Origin of the sequence: Jidongwangia harbinensis (assembly GCF_020216025.1) — a bacterium.
GTDB lineage: Bacteria > Actinomycetota > Actinomycetes > Mycobacteriales > Micromonosporaceae > Actinoplanes > Actinoplanes harbinensis.
The window spans coordinates 13,658-30,181 of the sequence record NZ_JAIWNC010000016.1 but is presented as its reverse complement, the minus strand read 5'-3'; the positions used below and the strand labels follow the sequence as shown (position 1 = coordinate 30,181).

Below are 16,524 nucleotides of genomic sequence, written 5' to 3'. Positions count from 1 at the left end.
GCGGGCCGGATCCACTCTCGCCGGATCCGCTGGGATCGGGCTCGTCCCGGTTGACCGTGCTGCCCCCCGGCGAGTTCCGGCGGCGACGGCTCGCAACGTTGCCGCGTTCCGAATCGTCGCGCCGGAACTCGCTACCGGGGGGTTGCTCGTCGGCCGGCCTGGGCGGAATGGCATCCCATCCGCGCCCGGCCCGCGCCCCGCGTCGTCCTGCCATCGGAGCTCAGCGCCCGGACACCGCGGGCATCAGAAGTCGACCGGCGGAAGCTCGGGGCCGCCGGCGGCGTCGCCGGACGTCTGGCCCACGCCGAGCTTCTCCAGGATCTTCTTCTCCACCTCGGCGGCCACGTCGGGGTTCTCCTTGAGGAACTCGCGCGCCTTCTCCTTGCCCTGGCCCAGCTGGTCGCCGTCGTAGGTGTACCAGGCGCCGGACTTGCGGATGATGGTCTGCTCGACGCCGACGTCGATCAGCGAGCCCTCGCGGGAGATGCCCTTGCCGTACATGATGTCGAACTCGGCCTGCTTGAACGGGGCCGCGACCTTGTTCTTCACGACCTTGACCCGGGTCCGGTTGCCGACGACGTCGGTGCCGTCCTTGAGGCTCTCGATGCGTCGCACGTCCAGGCGCACGGACGAGTAGAACTTCAGCGCGCGGCCACCGGTCGTGGTCTCAGGCGAGCCGAACATGACGCCGATCTTCTCGCGGAGCTGGTTGATGAAGATGGCGGTCGTGCCGGAGTTGCTCAGGATGCCGGTGATCTTCCGCAGCGCCTGGCTCATCAGGCGGGCCTGCAGGCCGACGTGGCTGTCGCCCATCTCGCCCTCGATCTCGGCGCGGGGCACGAGGGCGGCCACCGAGTCGATGACGATGATGTCCAGCGCGCCGGAGCGGATCAGCATGTCCGCGATCTCGAGTGCCTGCTCACCGGTGTCCGGCTGGGACACCAGCAGCGCGTCGGTGTCCACACCGAGCGCCCGGGCGTATTCCGGGTCGAGCGCGTGCTCGGCGTCGATGAAGGCCGCGATGCCGCCGGCCCGCTGGGCGTTCGCCACCGCGTGCAGCGCGACGGTCGTCTTACCGCTCGACTCCGGCCCATACACCTCGATGACCCGGCCGCGCGGCAGGCCGCCGACGCCGAGCGCCACGTCGAGCGCGATGGAGCCGGTGGGGATGACGGCGGTCTGCACCACCGGACGCTCCCCCAGGCGCATCACCGAGCCCTTGCCGAACTGCTTGTCGATCTGCGCTAGAGCCAGATCGAGAGCCTTGTCCCGGTCAGGTCCTGCCACCATGTCCGCCACCCCTGTACTCGACTTCGCAGGCGTCTTCGCCGAAGAGCTTCTGTTCACCACGTCGCACACGCTAGGCGGTGGGTACGACAAAAATCCGCCGCCCTGCCATGGCCTGTGGATGACCATGCCGTTGTGGACAATAGCCGAACACCTGTACGACGAAAGAGTGACACGCCAGAACAGGCGTACTAATCGGGTCAGTGCAGGCGGGAGGGCACCCGATCGGGGTACGCGGCCACCACCGCGCGCCAGACCGTAACCGTCTCCACACCCTGAGCGAGAGCCTCGTCGATGGTCCGGCCGCCCAGACCGGCGAAGGTCTGGTCCGCGGCCAGACTTCGCGCATAGCCGGCGCCGAACGCCTGCTCGAGGCGAGCCCAGAAATCCGTCAACCGCACGTTCCGCTCCTTCGGGATGGATCAGGTTCTCCATGGTGCCCGATCGGTCCGGCGAGCCGCAGACCGGAACGGGCCGGCCGGCCGGAAAACGCAGGCCCGCGGCCGACCCCGAAGGAGCAGACCCGCGCCCGGGTCGCGCGACGCCGCCGCCGCGCGACCCGGAACGGACCGGCCTACCGGCGCAGCTTCCGGTACGCCCGTGCGGACAACGGCAGGAACACCGCGGTGATCAGCACCGGCCAGGCGACGGCCAGCCAGACCGCACCGTCGGCGAGCGGCCCCTCGGTGATCCCGGTCGGGTTGCCGAACAGCTGCCGGATCGCCGAAGCCGTGGCGGACAACGGATTCCACGACGCGACGGCGCCGAGCCAGCCCGGCATCGTCTCCGCCGAGACGATCGCGGTGGACAGGAAACCGATCGGCCAGACCAGCACCTGGACCGCGGTCGTCGCGCCGTCGCCACGGAACGCGAGTCCGAGGTAGATCCCGATCCACAGCACCGCGAACCGGAACAGCAGCAACAGGACCACGGCCAGGGCGACGGGGGCCGGGTCGGACGAGATCCGCCAGCCGATCACCAGGCCGCCGAGCAGGAGGACGAGCAGTTCCACGGCGGAGTTCGCCATGTCCGCGCCGACCCGGCCGAGCGACACCGAGGCGCTGCCGATCGGCATCGAGCGGAACCGGTCGGTGATGCCCTTCCGGGCGTCCGCGGCCATCGCCGTCGTCGTGGACTCGACGCCGAACATCATGCTCAGCGCCAGCATGCCGGGCAGCAGAAAGCTGATGTAGTCGCCGCCGCCCGGCACGGTGATCGCCCCGCCGAAGAGGAAGCCGAAGACCAGCAGCAGCATGATGGTGAACAGCAGGCCGAAGATCGGCGTCCACGGTTGCCGTACCCAGTGGGCCAGGTCGCGTTGAGTGATCACCCAGCCGGCGCGCAGCGTACTCATCGCACCTCCTCCTTCTCGGTCAGCGTGAGGAACACCTCGTCGAGCGTCGGCCGGCGCAGCACCAGGTCCTCCGGTGCGATGCCGAGCTGGTCCAGCGCCCGGACGATGTCGGCCAGCGCCACCACGCCGGCACCGACCTCGAACGTCACCGCGTGCGCCTCGGCGTCCACCGACGCCGTCTCGCCGATCACCGCGGCGAGCCGGTCGGCCAGCGGCACCAGCGCCTCCCGGCGGGGCAGGGTCACGGTCACCCGATCGCCGCCGACCTGGCGTTTCAGCTCCTCCGGCGAGCCGGAGGCGATCACCTTGCCGTGGTTCATCACCGAGATGCGGGACGCCAGCTGATCGGCCTCGTCCAGGTACTGGGTGGTGAGCAGGACGGTCGTCCCGCGCTCGGCGATCTGCCGGATGGTCTGCCACACCTCGTTGCGGGCGCGCGGGTCCAGGCCGGTGGTGGGCTCGTCGAGGAAGAGGACCGCGGGGGTGAGGATGAGCCCGGCGGCGATGTCCAGGCGGCGTCGCATACCACCGGAGTACGCCGAGACGGCGCGGTCGGCCGCCTCGGTCAGCCCGAACACAGCCAGCAGTTCGTCGGCGCGCGTGCGGGCGTCCGCGGTGCTCAGGCCGAAGAGCCGGCCGAACATCACCAGGTTCTGGCGGCCGCCGAGGATCTCGTCCACCGCGACGTTCTGCCCGATCAGCCCGATCCGCCGGCGCACCTCCCCCGGCCGGGTGCGGACGTCGTGACCCGCGACCCGTGCGGTGCCGCCGTCGATGTCGATGAGCGTGGTCAGCGCCTTGACCGCGGTGCTCTTGCCGGCCCCGTTGGGCCCCAGCAGGCCGTGGATGGTGCCGGAGGCGACAGTCAGGTCGAAACCGTCCAGAGCGTGCACGTCGCCGTACCTCTTGCGTAGTCCGTCGGCGGTCAGGGAGTGGTCCGTCGCCACGGGTGCTCCTAACTCCGTATAGTGCACGGAAAATTCTGCGGCGTTCACCGTACACCACACGGGGTAACCTGCGCACATGGAAAATCAGGACGTCGACCGCACCCTCACGCTGCTGTGGCGACGGACGCTGGGCACGCCCCAGGGATCGCGCGGCCCCAAGCAGCGGGTCAGCGTGGACGAGGTGATCCGCGCCGGCATCGAGGTGGCGGACGCCGAGGGGCTGCCGGCGTTCTCCATGCGCAAGGTCGCCGACCGGCTCGGGCTCAAACTGATGTCGATCTACACCTATGTGCCCGGCAAGAACGAGTTGATCGGGCTGATGGTGGACGAGGTCATGGGTGAGCAGCCGTTGCCGCCGCACGCCGGCACGCTGCGCGAACGGATGACCGCGATCGCGGACCTACTGTGGGACGAGTTCCACCGCCACCCGTGGCTGCTCCAGGTGGAGAGCAGCCGGCCGTGGATCGGCCCGCATGGATCGGACCGCTACGAGTGGCAGCTGGCCGCGATCGAGGGTGCCGGGTTCACCGACCTCGAGATGGACCAGGTGGTCACGCTGCTGGACGGGTTCGCCGCCGCCGCGGCCCGAGCCTCGGTCCTTGCGCGGCGTACCGCCGAGCAGTCGGGCATCACGGACGCGGAGTGGTGGAGCGTCAACGCGCCGGTGCTGGAACGGGTGATGCCCGCGGGCGCGTATCCGCTCTCCGGACGCGTCGGGCAGGTCGCCGGCGAGGAGTACAACGCGATCGGCGATCCCCGGCGGTCGTACCGGTTCGGGCTGGAACGCATCCTGGACGGCCTGGAGCGGTTGCTCGACCGGTGAGGCCCGGTCAGGCGGCGAGCGCCCCGGCAGCCACCTTGAGGTCGTCGACCAGACCCCGATACGCCTCGTCGCGGTCGTCCGCGCGCAGCACCGCAGACGGGTGGATGGTGGCGAGCGCCTGGATCTGCGCGACCGGGAAGTCCTCGGGGTGCTGGGCGGCGGCCGGCCACGGCATGAGCTGGCCACGGGACCGGGTGACCCGGAAGGACGGGCCGAGCAGCGCCTTGGCCGCGGTGGCGCCGAGCAGCACCACCAGCTCCGGGGCGAGCAGCGAGAACTCGGCGACCAGCCACGGGCGACAGGCCGCGATGTGGGCCGGTCCCGGAGTCTGATGGATGCGCCGTTTGCCGCGTAGCTCGAACCGGAAGTGCTTGACCGCGTTGGTGATGTAGACCGTGGCCGGGTCGATGCCGGCGTCGTCCACGGCCTGCCGCAGCAGGTGGCCGGCCGGGCCGACGAAGGGCAGTCCCTGACGGTCCTCGACGTCGCCGGGCTGCTCACCGACGAACACCACACGCGCGTGTGCGGCGCCGCGGCCGAAGACCGTCTGGGTGGCGTCCTGATACAGCTCGCAGCCCTGGCAGTCGGCCGCGGCAGCCTTGAGCTGGTCGAGTTCTCGGGCGTCCGGCGGCACCCATTTGTCTGCGCCGGGCGGGGAGTCGGTGCTGGGCATGAGGAAGTTCTACCCCATTCCTCCCGTCCATACCCGACGGCCGTCGGCGGTCTCACCGCGACGGCCCTCCGACCACCGCCGGGTCGGCGGCGACGGCCACCGCGTCGGCCACCCGGTCCACCGCGCCATCCGCGATCGGGCTGACGGTGATCCGGACACCGGGTGGCGTGGCGATGCGGAACCGGGAGCCCGGCGCCACGGCGTAACCCGCGTCGCGCAGGGCGGCGACGGTGAGAGCCTCGTCCGGCACGCGGACCCAGACGTTGATGCCGGTGGTCCCGTGGGCCTCGAGCCCACGCGCCGAGAGCGCGTCCCGCAGCGCACCGCGCCGGGCGGCGTAGTGCCGCGCGGCCGCGGCGACCGCCGTGGTGACCTGGGCGTCGTGCCACAACCGCAGGAGCAGCCGCTGCAGGATGGTGGACACCCAGCCGCTGCCGATCCGCATCCGGCCGACCACCCGGGCCACGGTGGTCTGATCCCCGGCCATCACGGCGATCCGCAGATCGGGTCCGAACGGTTTGGAGGCGGAGCGGACGAAGGCCCAGGCCCCGGTCACCGGCCCGAGGCAGTGCAGCGGCACCCCGGCCAGTTCGGCGGCGTGGTCGTCCTCGATGACCAGGACCTGCGGGAAGCCGCCCAGCAGTGCCCGCAGCGCGGTCGCCCGCACGGCGGTCACCGCGGCGCCGGTCGGATTCTGCGCGCGGGTGGTGACCACCACGGCGCGGGCCCCCGCCCGGAGCGCGGCGCCGAGCGACACCGGCAACGGCCCCTCGTCGTCCACCTCGACCGGGATCGCGCGCAGGCCGAGGGCGGCCACCAGGTCCAGCAGGTTGGCCCAGCCCGGGTCCTCGACCGCCACCGCGTCGCCGGGCCGGACATGCGCGGTGAGCAGTCGCTCGAGAGCGTCCAGCGCGCCGGCGGTGACGGTGACGGCGGCGTCCGCCATCGGCACGCCGTCCGCGGCCAGGCGTTCGCGGGCGGCGTCGACCAGCTCGGGCAGCACCCCGGCCGACCCGTAGCTGACCGGTGCGCCCAGCGCCGCCGCGACCTCGCCCAGCTCCGGGCCGAGGACCGGCAACAGCGCGAGGTCCGGCTCACCGGCCGAGAGATCCAGGACGCCGGCCGGCACCGGGAGCCGCAGCGCGGAGCGCGCGGACGCGACGGCGGGGCGGGACCGCACCCGGGTGCCACGCCGGCCATGCGTCTCCACCACGCCGCGACGGCGCAGCTCGGAGTACGCCTTCGCCACCGTCGCGGGGCTGACGTGGAGTGAGTCGGCGAGGATCCGGACCGGCGGAAGCGCGGCACCCCAGACGTAGTCGCCGTTCGCGATGCCCGCCTCGATGCTCGCGGAAATCGCTGCCGCGTTCGTGCCCGTCACCTGATATTGTGCTGTCACAACACAGAGTCTGTACTAGTACAGAGAACTTGGCAAGAGGAGGCCCGGTGACCGACCTCTACACCCCGACGGCCCGCACCACCGCAACCCGCAACCGCAGCCGGATGCACTACGAGCGCGCGGTAGCGCACGCCATCCTCGACGAGGCGTATGACTGCGCCGTCGGTTTCGTCGTCGAGGGCGAGCCGCGGGTGCTTCCGACACTGCACGTCCGCGTCGACGACACGGTCTATCTGCACGGCTCCACCGGCGGCCGGCTCGGGCTGTCCGCCCGCGGTGGCGGCGTCCCGGTCTGCCTGTCCGTGACCCTGCTGGACGGCATCGTCTACGGCCGTTCGCAGTTCCATCACAGCGCCAACTACCGGTCGGTGGTCGCGCTCGGGACGGCCCGGCCGGTCACCGGCGACGCCGAGAAGCGGGCCGCGATGACCGCCCTGGTGGAGAAGGTGGGGCGCGGCCGGGCGTCGGACGCACGGCCGCCGACCCGCCGCGAGCTGGCCGAGACCAGCGTGCTGGCGCTGCCGCTGACCGAGGTGTCGGTCCGGGCCCGGGCCGGCGGCGTGGTCGACGAACCGGAGGACCACGCGCTGCCGTACTGGGCCGGCGTGCTGCCGCTGCGCCGGGTCGCCGGTCCGCCCGAGCCGGACACCGGCGTGGGCGCGCCCCCACCGGACTATCTGACCGCGGCCCGCTCCCCCTGGCACACGGCGGTGCCGCTGCGCGGCCGGCACGTGCACCTTGAGCAGCTGGCCCCGGCACACGTGGACGGGCTGTGCGCCGCCCTCGCCGACGACGAGGTGTGGCGCTATCTGACCGTCCCGCGACCGGCCGGCCCCGACGAGATGGCCACGCACGTGTCCGGCGCGTTGCGGGCGCAGTGGCTCGGCGAACGGGTCCCCTGGGTGCAGCGCGACCCGGTCACCGGCGCGGTGCTGGGCATGACCATGTATCACGACGTGGACGAGAACGCCCGGTCGCTGAGCATCGGCCACACCATCCTGGGCCGGTCGTCGTGGCGCACCGGGGTGAACACCGAGTCCAAGTTGCTGCTGCTGGAGCGCGCGTTCGACGTCCTGGGCGCGGAACGGGTCTGCTGGTACACCGACATCCGCAACGAGCGCTCGCAGCGGGCCATCGCACGGCTGGGGGCGACCCGTGAGGGCGTGCTGCGCCGGCATCGCCAGCGGGCGGACGGCAGTTGGCGCGATTCCGTGCTGTTCGCCATGACACCCGACGAGTGGCCGGCGGCCGCGGCACGCCTCCGCGAACGGTTGGCCCGCGGCGGCGCCGCGCCCGCAACGGCATGACGGCGCCGCGCCGCCGGGGCACGGCCGCGGCACGACCGGGGACGGCTCGGTGTGGGGACGGCTCGTGTGGGGACGGCTCGGTGTGGGCTCAGCGCATCCGGCGGCCGACCGGCACCGGGTCCGTCTCGTCGTCGAACTCGCCGATCACCTGCTCGAGCAGGTCCTCCAGGGCCACGAAGCCGACCCGGCGGCCGTCCCGGGTGACCATGGCGAGCTGGGCCCGCTCGGCACGCATCCGGGTGACCGCGTCCGTCACCGTGACCCCGGCGGCCAGGACGAACGGCGGGTCCATCAGATCCGACGCCGTGGTGGCCCGGCCGGCCGTGGTGGCCCGCAGCGCGTCGCGCACATGCACCACCCCGGCCACCCGGTCGTCCCGTCCGACGATCGCCAGCCGGGAACGGCCGCTGCGCCGGGAGGCGTCCTCGACCTCCGCGGCGGTCGCGTCCGGCGTCACGGTGACCAGTTGGTCGTCCGGAATCAGCACGTCGCCGACCTTCATCTCCTGCAGGCGCAGCATGCTGGTGAGCAGTTCGGTCTGCTCGGCACCGATCAGGCCCTCGGCCCGGGAACGTTCCAGCAGGATGTTCATCTCTTCCGGGCCGTGTGCCTGGGCGAGCTGGTCCTGCGGGTGCACCCCGAACGGCTTGAGCGCCACGTTGGCCAGGCCGTTGAGCGCGTTCAGCCCGGGACGCACCATCCGGGTGAACGCGCGGAACGGCAGGGCCAGCAGCAGCGCGGACCGTTCCGGGTCGGTGATCGCCCAGGACTTCGGCATCATCTCGCCGATCACCAGGTGCAGGAACGTGACGATGGTCAGCGCGAGCAGGAAGGCGATCACGTGACTGGGCACGTCGGGCAGGCCGATCGCGTGCAGCAGCGGGCTGAGCAGGTGTTCGATGGCGGGTTCGGCGAGCGCGCCGAGGCCCAGCGAACAGAGCGTGATGCCGAGCTGCGCACCGGCCAGCATGACGGACAGCTCGCGGCTGCCGTCGAGCGCGGCCTTCGCGGCGCGGCTGCCTTCCGCGGCGGCGTGCTCCAGCCGATACCGCTTGCTCGCCACCAGGGCGAACTCGGCCGCGACGAAGAACCCGTTGCCGGCCAGCAGAAGCACCGAGACGAGGGCGGCCCAGGTGGTGCTCATCGCGACACCCCCGAGGCCGCATCCGGTGACGTGGCGGGCGGCGAGGGTGCGGCGGTGGACGGGACGGACACCCGTACCGAATCGGGCACGTGCCGGTCCACCGACAGCACCGTGAGCACGGCCCGCGACGGCGTCTCGTCGTCGAGCGACGGCGGCAACGCGACCGACACCTCGTCGCCGATCCCGGGCACCCGGCCCAGCCGGGCCATGACCAGGCCGGAAACGGTGTCGTACCCGGGGTCCTCGGGCAGTGCCACCCCGGTCGCGTCGGCCACCTCGTCGATGCGCCAGCGGGCCGGGACCACCCATGCGCCGTCGTCCTGGCGGACCGGACTCGGCTCCGGCAGGTCGTCCTCGTCACGGATCGGGCCGACCAGTTCCTCGGCGATGTCCTCCAGCGAGATGATGCCGGCGAATCCGCCGTACTCGTCCACCACGCAGGCCAGCTGGCGGTGCCCGCGACGCATCCGGTCCAGCACCGTGGGCAGGCGCAGCGAGGCCGGCACGAACAGCGGCGGTCCGGCGATGTCGGACACCGGGGTGGTGGCCCGCTCGTCCGGCGGCACCGGCAGGACGTCGGCGATGCCGACCACGCCGATGATCTCGTCGACGCCGGTGCCGGAGCGGACCGGGAAGCGGGACCGGCCGGTGTCCAGCAACGACACCACGCGAACGGCCGGCTCGTCGGCCCGGACGGTGTGCACGTCGACGCGCGGCACCATCACCTCGGCGGCGGTCCGGCGGCGGAAGTCGAGACCCCGGTCGAGCAGCTCGGACAGCTCCGGGGTGAGGTGCCCCTCGGCGCGCGACTCGGCGATGATCTGTTCGAGATCCTCCTCCGTCGCGCCCTCCGGCAACTCCTCGATCGGCTCGATGCCGATCCGCCGCAGCAGGCGCACGGCGGCCTTGTCGAAGAGCCGGATCACCGGGCCGAACACCGCCAGGTACAGCAGCGTGGACCGGCTCAGTGCCTTGGCCAGCACCTCGGGGCGGGCGATCGCGAAGTTCTTCGGCGCCAACTCGCCCAGCACCATCTGCACGACCGTGGCGATCAGCAACGCCAGGAACACCGAGAGCGGCATGCTCACCGCGGTCGGCACGCCGGCCAGCCCGAACAGCTCCGCCATGCCGTCGCCGAGGAAAGGCTCCGCCACGTACCCGACGATCAGGGCGGTGACGGTGATGCCGAGCTGGGCACCGGACAGCATGAACGACAGCCGCTCGGTGACCCGCAGAGCTCGCTTGGCGGCCACGTCACCCTGGTCGGCCTGCTGCCGCAGCCGGCCCTTGTCGACGGCGACGTAGCCGAACTCCTGCGCGACGAAATAACCGGTGAGGGCGGTGATCACAATGACCAGCAGAAACCCGATCAGGATCAACACGGGAGGGCTCGCCGGTGCGAGGGACGCCGGGCCGAGCCCGGCCGGGTACTGCCAGCCATCTGATGACTCTATCAACGGTCCCGGCAGGGTCGCTGTCGAAGACCGGGCAGGCGAGGGTACGGCGGAAGGCGCACTTCCGCCATACCCCCGGGTCTCAGCTCCTCAGGATCCTGACGTCGTCGAACGCGGCCTCGACCAGGCTGGCCGTGCCCGCGTCCGCCGCCTCGACCTGGAGGCGCACGCTCTGCCCGGCGTAGGCCGACAGGTTCACCGTGGCGGTCTGCCAGGCCGCGGCCCGGTTGCTCGCCGCGCCGGCCTGACTGAAGACGCTGGTCGTGGTGGATCCGGCGACGACGCTGACCCGGAAGTAGTCGGCGCTGGTCGCGTTGTTGAGGTGGGACAGGTACCAGCTGAACGACAGCGTCAGCGTGCCGCTCGGCAGCGTGACCGCCGGCGAACGCGAGGTGGTGATGCCGCCGTCGACGTCGTTCGCGCCCGCGCTGGCGCCCGCCGACGCGCCGGTGACCAGGTCGAACGTGCCGCTCACCGTGGTGCCGAGCTGGGTGGCCACGCCGGAACTGGTGGCGGCCGGGTCGCCGCGCTCCCAACGGCCGGACGTGGCGGTGTCGCCGGTGCCGGCGCTCCATCCGGTGGCCGACTCGAACGTGTCCGACCACACCGTCTCACCGGGCGGCGGTTCCTCCGACTCCTCGGCCAGCGCCCACACCGCGTACGCGATCGCGTCGCTGTTGCGGTTCAGGGCGGTGTCGTTGACGTTGCTCGTGGTGTCGCAGGCCCGGTGGTAGCAGGGATCGAAGGCGCCGGTGGTGCCGCCCCAGAGTTCGACCTGCGCGGCGGTCTTGCGGCCTTCCGCGCCGGTGAAGATGCCGCCGGCCGGGATCCCGTTGGCGATGAACGGGCCGTAGTCACTGCGGCCGTCGAAGTCGGTGCCACGGGTGGGTACGTTGATCGAGGAGAAGTACGCGGCCAGGGTCTGCTCGATCTCGGCGGATCCGGCCGGGCCGGGACCGGCGCCGGTGCCGTCCGAGTTGTCGCCGTCGTACAGGAAGTAGCCGGGGTTGGGGGAACCCACCATGTCGAAGTTGAGGTACCCGCCGATCGCGGACCGCTGGGCGGCACTGAGCGAGTTCACGTAGAACGTCGATCCGCGCAGGCCCAGTTCCTCCGCACCCCACCAGCCGAACCGCAGGTGCCGCCGGGGCTGGAAGCCGGTGCGGGCGACGGCCAACGCGACCTCCAGGTTCGCGGCCGAACCGGTGGCGTTGTCGTTGATGCCGGGCCCCGCGGCGACGCTGTCCAGATGCGCGCCGACCATCAGCGTGTCGCTGGTGTCGCCGCCCGGCCAGTCCGCGATCAGGTTGTAACCAGTGGCGCCGTTGTACGTGAACGACTGCTGCTGGGTGACGAACCCGGCGGCGTCCAGCAGGCCCTTCAGATAGGTCACCGAGGCCAGGTAGCCCGGCTGGCCGTGAGCGCGGTTGCCGCCGTTCGCGGTGGCGATGTTCTGCAGCTGGGTGAGGTGACTCTTGACGTTGGCGAGGGGGATGTCCGGTGCCTGCAGCGCGGCGGCCTGCGCAGGAGCCGCGACGAACGCCGCGAGCAGCGTGGTCGTGGCGGCCAGGGATATTCTTCTCACGCCGTAGAGCATCGCAGAGTGGACATCGACGTTCGTCATACCGCTTGCGCCATATCGCGCTCGCGGTCAACTCACCCGCGGTGTCGCCCGCGCGTCGGCTGGTTCGTCCGGATAGAACGTGCTTTGGATCATCTGGTACATGGCGAGATTCTGTCCCCACTCGAAGTCGCGGGTGATCCAGCCGAGCGCGAACGCCCGGCCGCCGGACGCGAACCAGCGGGTGGTGGCGTGCATCCGTATCGCCTCGCGGCCGTCGTACCGGTACTCCCAGTCCGCGGCCCGCTCCAGCAGCGGTACCTCGTCGATGCCGATCTGCTGGTATTCCGGCAGCGCACCGGCGCGCACCAGCCGGTCCGCCTCGGTCCGGCAGGCCCGGACCGGATCACCCGACGGGGTACGCGCCGGGTCGACGCTCAGAATCCGGATGTTGTCCGGGTCCCGGAAACAGAACGTGCTGCCCACCTGCTCGTAGGTCCAGCCGTCCGGCACCCCGAGATGGAACCCGGCGGCCGCGAAGTACGAGTAGCCGGACAGCAGTTCCCAGCCGTTCACCTCCCGCTTGGCGCCCGGCTGCGGCGTGCGCGGCGCGTCCGCCGGGGGTTGCCGATCGCAGGCCACCGGGCTGAACCCGCCGGCCGCCGGCGCCGGAGCGCTGGTCACGATCTCGCCGACCACGTTCCGGTCCGGCTTCCGGTCGCGCTGCACCAGATAGCCGGTCACGCCGCCACCGGCCAGCACCGCCGCGGCCAGCGCACCGGCCGCGACCCGGTACCGGCGGGGCCGGGCAGGCGACTGCTCCGGCGAGGTGCGCTGGACCGGCACCGGTGGGTCCCGCCGCTCCGCGGGCACCGCCACGGGCGTGACCGGCGCGGCCTCCGGAAGCGCGCGGCGACGTTCCGCGGGCACCAGCGGTTGGCCGGTTTTCCCGGTACGTACGCCCACCCCGGCCCCGGCCGCCACCCCCGCGACGGCGCGCAGCCCCTCGGCGACCTCCGCCGCGCTCGGCCGGGCGGCCGGGTCCCGCAGCAGCAACCGGTTCAGCACCGGGGCAAGGTCACCGGCCCGGACACACGGATCCGGCGGCTCGGTGGCGAGCGCCAGGAGGGTGGCCATGGCGGTCTCCCGCGCGTACGGCGAACGGCCCTCCACGGCGGCGTACAGCGTGGCGCCCAGCGACCACAGATCCGACTCCACCGTGGACGCGCCCTCCCGGGCCCGCTCCGGCGACACGTACTGCGGCGAGCCGACGACCATCCCTGGGCCGGTCACCGAACCGTCGTCGACGAACGTGGCCAGGCCGAAGTCGGTCAGCACCACCCGGCCGTCCGGGCCGATCAGCACGTTGTGCGGCTTGACGTCGCGATGCAGGACCCCGGCCGCGTGCGCCGCGGTCAGCGCGTCCAGCACCGCCAGTCCGATCCGGGCGGTGGCCGCCGGGCTGAGCGGGCCGTCCGCCGACACCACCTGGTGCAGGGACCGGGACGGCACGTACTCCATCACGATCCACGGCAGGCCGTCGGCGTGCACGACGTCGTAGATCCGTACCACATGGGGGTGGCCGATCCGGGCCGCGCTGCGGGCCTCGCGGAGTGTCCGGTCGCGGAGCCGGACCTTCTCGTCGTCGCTCATCCACTGCGGCGGGACGAACTCCTTGACCGCCACGACCCGGTCGAGCATCTCGTCGTGTGCCATCCAGACACGCCCCATGCCGCCGGTGCCGACCGGCTCCTGGAGTCGGTACCGACCGGCGACGAGCATCCGCCTGACCGCCATCAGCCTCCACCCGTCCAGCCTGTTGACCAGGGTAGACGCAGGTCGCTGACCTGCCAAAAGACGATCACACGGCCACCGCGTAGACGACCAGATTGTCGCGATACGACCGCAGGGACCGGTCGAAAACACCACCGCAGGTGATCAGCCGGAGCTGACGGTCCGGGGTCGGGCCGTACACCTTGTCGGTGGGAAACCTCTTCTTCGGGTACCAGGCGGCCGACGTCACCGTGAACCGGACCGTCCGGCCGCCGCGCACCACGTCGATGCGGTCGCCGGCCTCCAGCTCGCGGAGCCGGTAGAAGACGGCCGGGCCCTTCTTGGAGTCGACGTGCCCGGCGATGACCGCGGGGCCGACGTCCCCGGGGCGGGTGCCGTCCGCGTACCAGCCTGCGGCGCCGAAGTCCTCCGGCGTGGTCAGTTCACCGTCGTCGCCGAGGCGCAGCGTCTCCAGCGACGTGTCCACGCCGATCGCCTTCACCTTGAGGCGGGTCGGCGCGCCGCTGAGCGCGGGCGCGGTGGTACCGAACGGGTCCGGTGTCGGCCCGGACGGCACCGCGAACGGTGCGACCTCGGCCGCGACGCCACCCCAGCGACCCACGTCGGCACTGCGGGTCCGACGATCCACGGCGAGGTACGTGGCCGTGGTCACGGCCGCGGCCAGCAGGCCGGCGGTGAGCGGCAGCAGTACGCGGAGCCAGCGTCGGGGAGGTCGCACGTCCGGATTCGGCGCGGCGATCTTGCTGGATGGGTCGGATACGGCCTGGTCACGTCCGGATCTGGGGCCGAGAGTGGGTTGGGAAGTGGGGGCCGGGTCCGCGTCGCGGAGTAGCGCGGGCTTTCCGGCGGCCGCACTGCCCACCGCGGCACTGCCCACCGCGGCACTGCCCACCGCGGCACTGCCCACCGCGGCACTGCCCACCGCGGCACTGCCCACCGCGGCACTGCCTACGGCCGCCTTGCCTACCGCCGCCGTCTTACCTACTGCCGCCTTGCCTACTGCTGGGCGGCCGGATCCGGGCCGGGCGGAGGGCTCTGGATGGTTCTGCCTGGGCTCGGGCTGCCTGGAGTCTGGTCGCCGTGGGTGGTGGGCCTGTCTTGGCTCGGTCTGGGTTGGTGGGACAGCTTTCTGCTCAGCCGCACGCTGAGCCGCCGCACGCCCAGCCGCCGCACGCTCAGCCGCTTCCCGGTGACGCGCTTCCCGCTCAGCCGCTTCCCGATGACGCGCTTCCCGCTCAGCCGCTTCCCGCTGAGTAGCCGCCCGTTCCGCCGCCTCTTGCCCGGCTTTCTCCCGCGCTGCGGCCTCACGCGCGGCGGCTTCCCGTGCCTCCGCTTCCCGCGCGGCTGCTTCCCGTGCCTCCGCTTCCCGCGCGGCTGCCCGCTTTCGCGCGGCCTTCTTCGATGCGATCGGGCCCGACGGCCCGGGATTGCGGGTCCGCGACGGCGAGTAGGGCGGAGAATCGCGATACGCTGGGTCGATCGCCTCCGGCACCGACGCGCTCGCGCGCACCGTGGGCGCGGGCACCGGCACGACCCGGACCGTCCCGCGCACGGTCGGCACCGGCGGCGCCGGTCCACGCTGCGCGGGCCGGACCGGCGGCTCCTTGGCTTCCGCAGTCATCCCGAATGCTCCGCCACACCAGCCGCGTCAACGCCCGGCCGTCGAAGAACCGGCCACCCCAGACCCAGCCGCCCCAGGACAGGCCGTCGAAGAACCAGCCGCCACAGGACCGGCCGTTGAGGAACCGGCAGTTGAAGAACCGGCAGTCGAAGAACCGGCAGTCGAAGAACCGGACTTCGGCGCACCGGGGTTCGCCGGCTCCGGACCCGGTCCGGTCTCCGGTGCCCGGCCGGCCAGCCTGCCCGCCGGCGCCGCCCACACCGGCCGCGGCCGGCGTCGCACGACAACCACCAGCCCGCCGGTCAGCACCGCCGCCAACCCGGCCACGAGCAACGCCATCCACACCGGGGAGGTGGACTGGCTGCCGCCCGCACCGGTGGCCACGCCGCCCAGCGGGACGGTGCCCTGGCGGCCGGCGTCGATGTGCAGTTCCGGCTTGAGAGCGCCGTTCTTGGCGTCCAGCACCAGCAGCGAGTAGACGCTGCCGGCCCCGAGCGTGCAGGGCAGCGTGCTGCTGACGCCGCCGCCGCTCGGTTGCACGCGAACGTTCCACCGGCCGGGCTTCACCGCCCGGTACGGCGTGGTGGTGGCGAACTGGACGCCGTCCGCGATGTCCGGGCCGTTGTTCACGTCGACGTCGAGGACCGGTGCCCGTACCGAAGCTTGGATGATCCTGACCTTGGATTCGCCGGGGGCGGGCAGCTTCAGGTCGTCCTCCAGCACCCGCAGCCCCAGGTCGGCGTAGCGACCGACACCGGCGACCGTGTACGCGCCGTCCTCCTCCACGGTGACCTGCGTGGTCAGGACCGGCTTGGTGCCCGGGTCGGCGCCGGCCTTGCGCATCGCCACCGAGTAGGCGCCGGCCGGGAGGCGCAGATAGTCGGAGAGGGCGCCGTAGCCGACGGCCGGGAACGTCTGGTCGACCGAGCCGGTACGGCTTTTCAGATATACGTCCACGGCGGGCGTGTCGGGCGACAGGTGCGCGAGCCGCACATATCCCCCGGTGGCGGCCGCCGCGGGGGCCGCCGGCAGCGTGCCGGCGGCGAGTACCGCCAGGGCCGCGGCGGCGCCGGCCATTCGCCGGCGGGCGGAGACGCTGATCGACACGGGACCTCCTGGTCGGTGGGTCCGTCGGTTTCATCCGGCGTGGGTGAGCATCA

Annotated in this window: 14 protein-coding genes; 2 read left to right on the top strand and 12 right to left on the bottom strand. The window is 72.3% G+C overall.

The window, feature by feature from the left end:
* Window positions 1-243 precede the first annotated feature (243 nt).
* From recA to LDL48_RS20710, 4 genes are all read right to left on the bottom strand, one after another.
* Window positions 244-1,290, bottom strand: coding sequence for a recombinase RecA (gene recA, locus LDL48_RS20725; RefSeq protein WP_225256839.1), 1,047 nt, complete (start codon window positions 1,288-1,290; stop codon window positions 244-246).
* Between the two features lie 197 nt (window positions 1,291-1,487).
* Complete coding sequence (locus LDL48_RS20720) at window positions 1,488-1,688, bottom strand: DUF3046 domain-containing protein (protein ID WP_225256838.1); 201 nt, start codon at window positions 1,686-1,688, stop codon at window positions 1,488-1,490.
* A gap of 173 nt (window positions 1,689-1,861) precedes the next feature.
* Entirely contained in the window at window positions 1,862-2,641 is a 780-nt protein-coding gene (locus tag LDL48_RS20715; protein ID WP_225256837.1) for an ABC transporter permease, read from the bottom strand.
* A complete protein-coding gene (locus LDL48_RS20710) occupies window positions 2,638-3,588 on the bottom strand; it encodes an ATP-binding cassette domain-containing protein (RefSeq protein ID WP_225256836.1) in 951 nt (316 codons plus the stop codon). The genes LDL48_RS20715 and LDL48_RS20710 overlap by 4 nt, the downstream gene beginning before the upstream one ends.
* A gap of 76 nt (window positions 3,589-3,664) precedes the next feature.
* On the opposite strand from LDL48_RS20710, the gene LDL48_RS20705 reads away from it, so the two are divergent.
* Window positions 3,665-4,411, top strand: coding sequence for a TetR/AcrR family transcriptional regulator C-terminal domain-containing protein (locus LDL48_RS20705; protein ID WP_225256835.1), 747 nt, complete (start codon window positions 3,665-3,667; stop codon window positions 4,409-4,411).
* A 7-nt stretch (window positions 4,412-4,418) separates the two neighbouring features.
* On the opposite strand, the gene LDL48_RS20700 is transcribed toward LDL48_RS20705, so the two are convergent.
* Window positions 4,419-5,084, bottom strand: a complete 666-nt coding sequence (locus LDL48_RS20700; RefSeq protein ID WP_225256834.1) for a UdgX family uracil-DNA binding protein — start codon at window positions 5,082-5,084, stop codon at window positions 4,419-4,421.
* A gap of 52 nt (window positions 5,085-5,136) precedes the next feature.
* Window positions 5,137-6,483 (bottom strand): aminotransferase class I/II-fold pyridoxal phosphate-dependent enzyme, encoded by a 1,347-nt coding sequence (locus tag LDL48_RS20695; RefSeq protein WP_225256833.1) that lies wholly within the window; start codon window positions 6,481-6,483, stop codon window positions 5,137-5,139.
* A gap of 47 nt (window positions 6,484-6,530) precedes the next feature.
* Between LDL48_RS20695 and LDL48_RS20690 the strand changes: the two genes are divergently transcribed.
* Window positions 6,531-7,790 (top strand): bifunctional pyridoxamine 5'-phosphate oxidase family protein/GNAT family N-acetyltransferase, encoded by a 1,260-nt coding sequence (locus LDL48_RS20690; RefSeq protein WP_225256832.1) that lies wholly within the window; start codon window positions 6,531-6,533, stop codon window positions 7,788-7,790.
* 88 nt (window positions 7,791-7,878) lie between these two features.
* On the opposite strand, the gene LDL48_RS20685 is transcribed toward LDL48_RS20690, so the two are convergent.
* From LDL48_RS20685 to LDL48_RS20660, 6 genes are all read right to left on the bottom strand, one after another.
* Entirely contained in the window at window positions 7,879-8,934 is a 1,056-nt protein-coding gene (locus LDL48_RS20685) for a hemolysin family protein (RefSeq protein WP_225256831.1), read from the bottom strand.
* Window positions 8,931-10,316 carry a hemolysin family protein gene (locus LDL48_RS20680; RefSeq protein WP_225256830.1) on the bottom strand — a complete coding sequence of 462 codons (1,386 nt, stop codon included), beginning with the start codon at window positions 10,314-10,316 and terminating at the stop codon, window positions 8,931-8,933. The genes LDL48_RS20685 and LDL48_RS20680 overlap by 4 nt, the downstream gene beginning before the upstream one ends.
* 154 nt (window positions 10,317-10,470) lie before the next feature.
* Window positions 10,471-11,973: a M28 family peptidase gene (locus tag LDL48_RS20675; RefSeq protein WP_372472155.1), complete on the bottom strand. Its 1,503-nt coding sequence runs from the start codon at window positions 11,971-11,973 to the stop codon at window positions 10,471-10,473.
* A 66-nt stretch (window positions 11,974-12,039) separates the two neighbouring features.
* Window positions 12,040-13,746: a serine/threonine-protein kinase gene (locus tag LDL48_RS20670; RefSeq protein WP_225256829.1), complete on the bottom strand. Its 1,707-nt coding sequence runs from the start codon at window positions 13,744-13,746 to the stop codon at window positions 12,040-12,042.
* A 64-nt stretch (window positions 13,747-13,810) separates the two neighbouring features.
* Window positions 13,811-14,461, bottom strand: coding sequence for a class F sortase (locus tag LDL48_RS20665; protein WP_225256828.1), 651 nt, complete (start codon window positions 14,459-14,461; stop codon window positions 13,811-13,813).
* Window positions 14,462-15,391: 930 nt separating this feature from the next.
* Window positions 15,392-16,471: a DUF4397 domain-containing protein gene (locus tag LDL48_RS20660; protein ID WP_225256827.1), complete on the bottom strand. Its 1,080-nt coding sequence runs from the start codon at window positions 16,469-16,471 to the stop codon at window positions 15,392-15,394.
* Between the last annotated feature and the right edge of the window lie 53 nt (window positions 16,472-16,524).

Coding starts and splice junctions, on each gene's coding strand:
- LDL48_RS20705 (WP_225256835.1), top strand. CDS start 3,665: ATGGAAAATCAGGACGTCGACCGCACCCTCACGCTGCTGTGGCGACGG.
- LDL48_RS20715 (WP_225256837.1), bottom strand. CDS start 2,641: ATGAGTACGCTGCGCGCCGGCTGGGTGATCACTCAACGCGACCTGGCC.
- LDL48_RS20670 (WP_225256829.1), bottom strand. CDS start 13,746: ATGGCGGTCAGGCGGATGCTCGTCGCCGGTCGGTACCGACTCCAGGAG.
- LDL48_RS20700 (WP_225256834.1), bottom strand. CDS start 5,084: ATGCCCAGCACCGACTCCCCGCCCGGCGCAGACAAATGGGTGCCGCCG.
- recA (WP_225256839.1), bottom strand. CDS start 1,290: ATGGTGGCAGGACCTGACCGGGACAAGGCTCTCGATCTGGCTCTAGCG.
- LDL48_RS20685 (WP_225256831.1), bottom strand. CDS start 8,934: ATGAGCACCACCTGGGCCGCCCTCGTCTCGGTGCTTCTGCTGGCCGGC.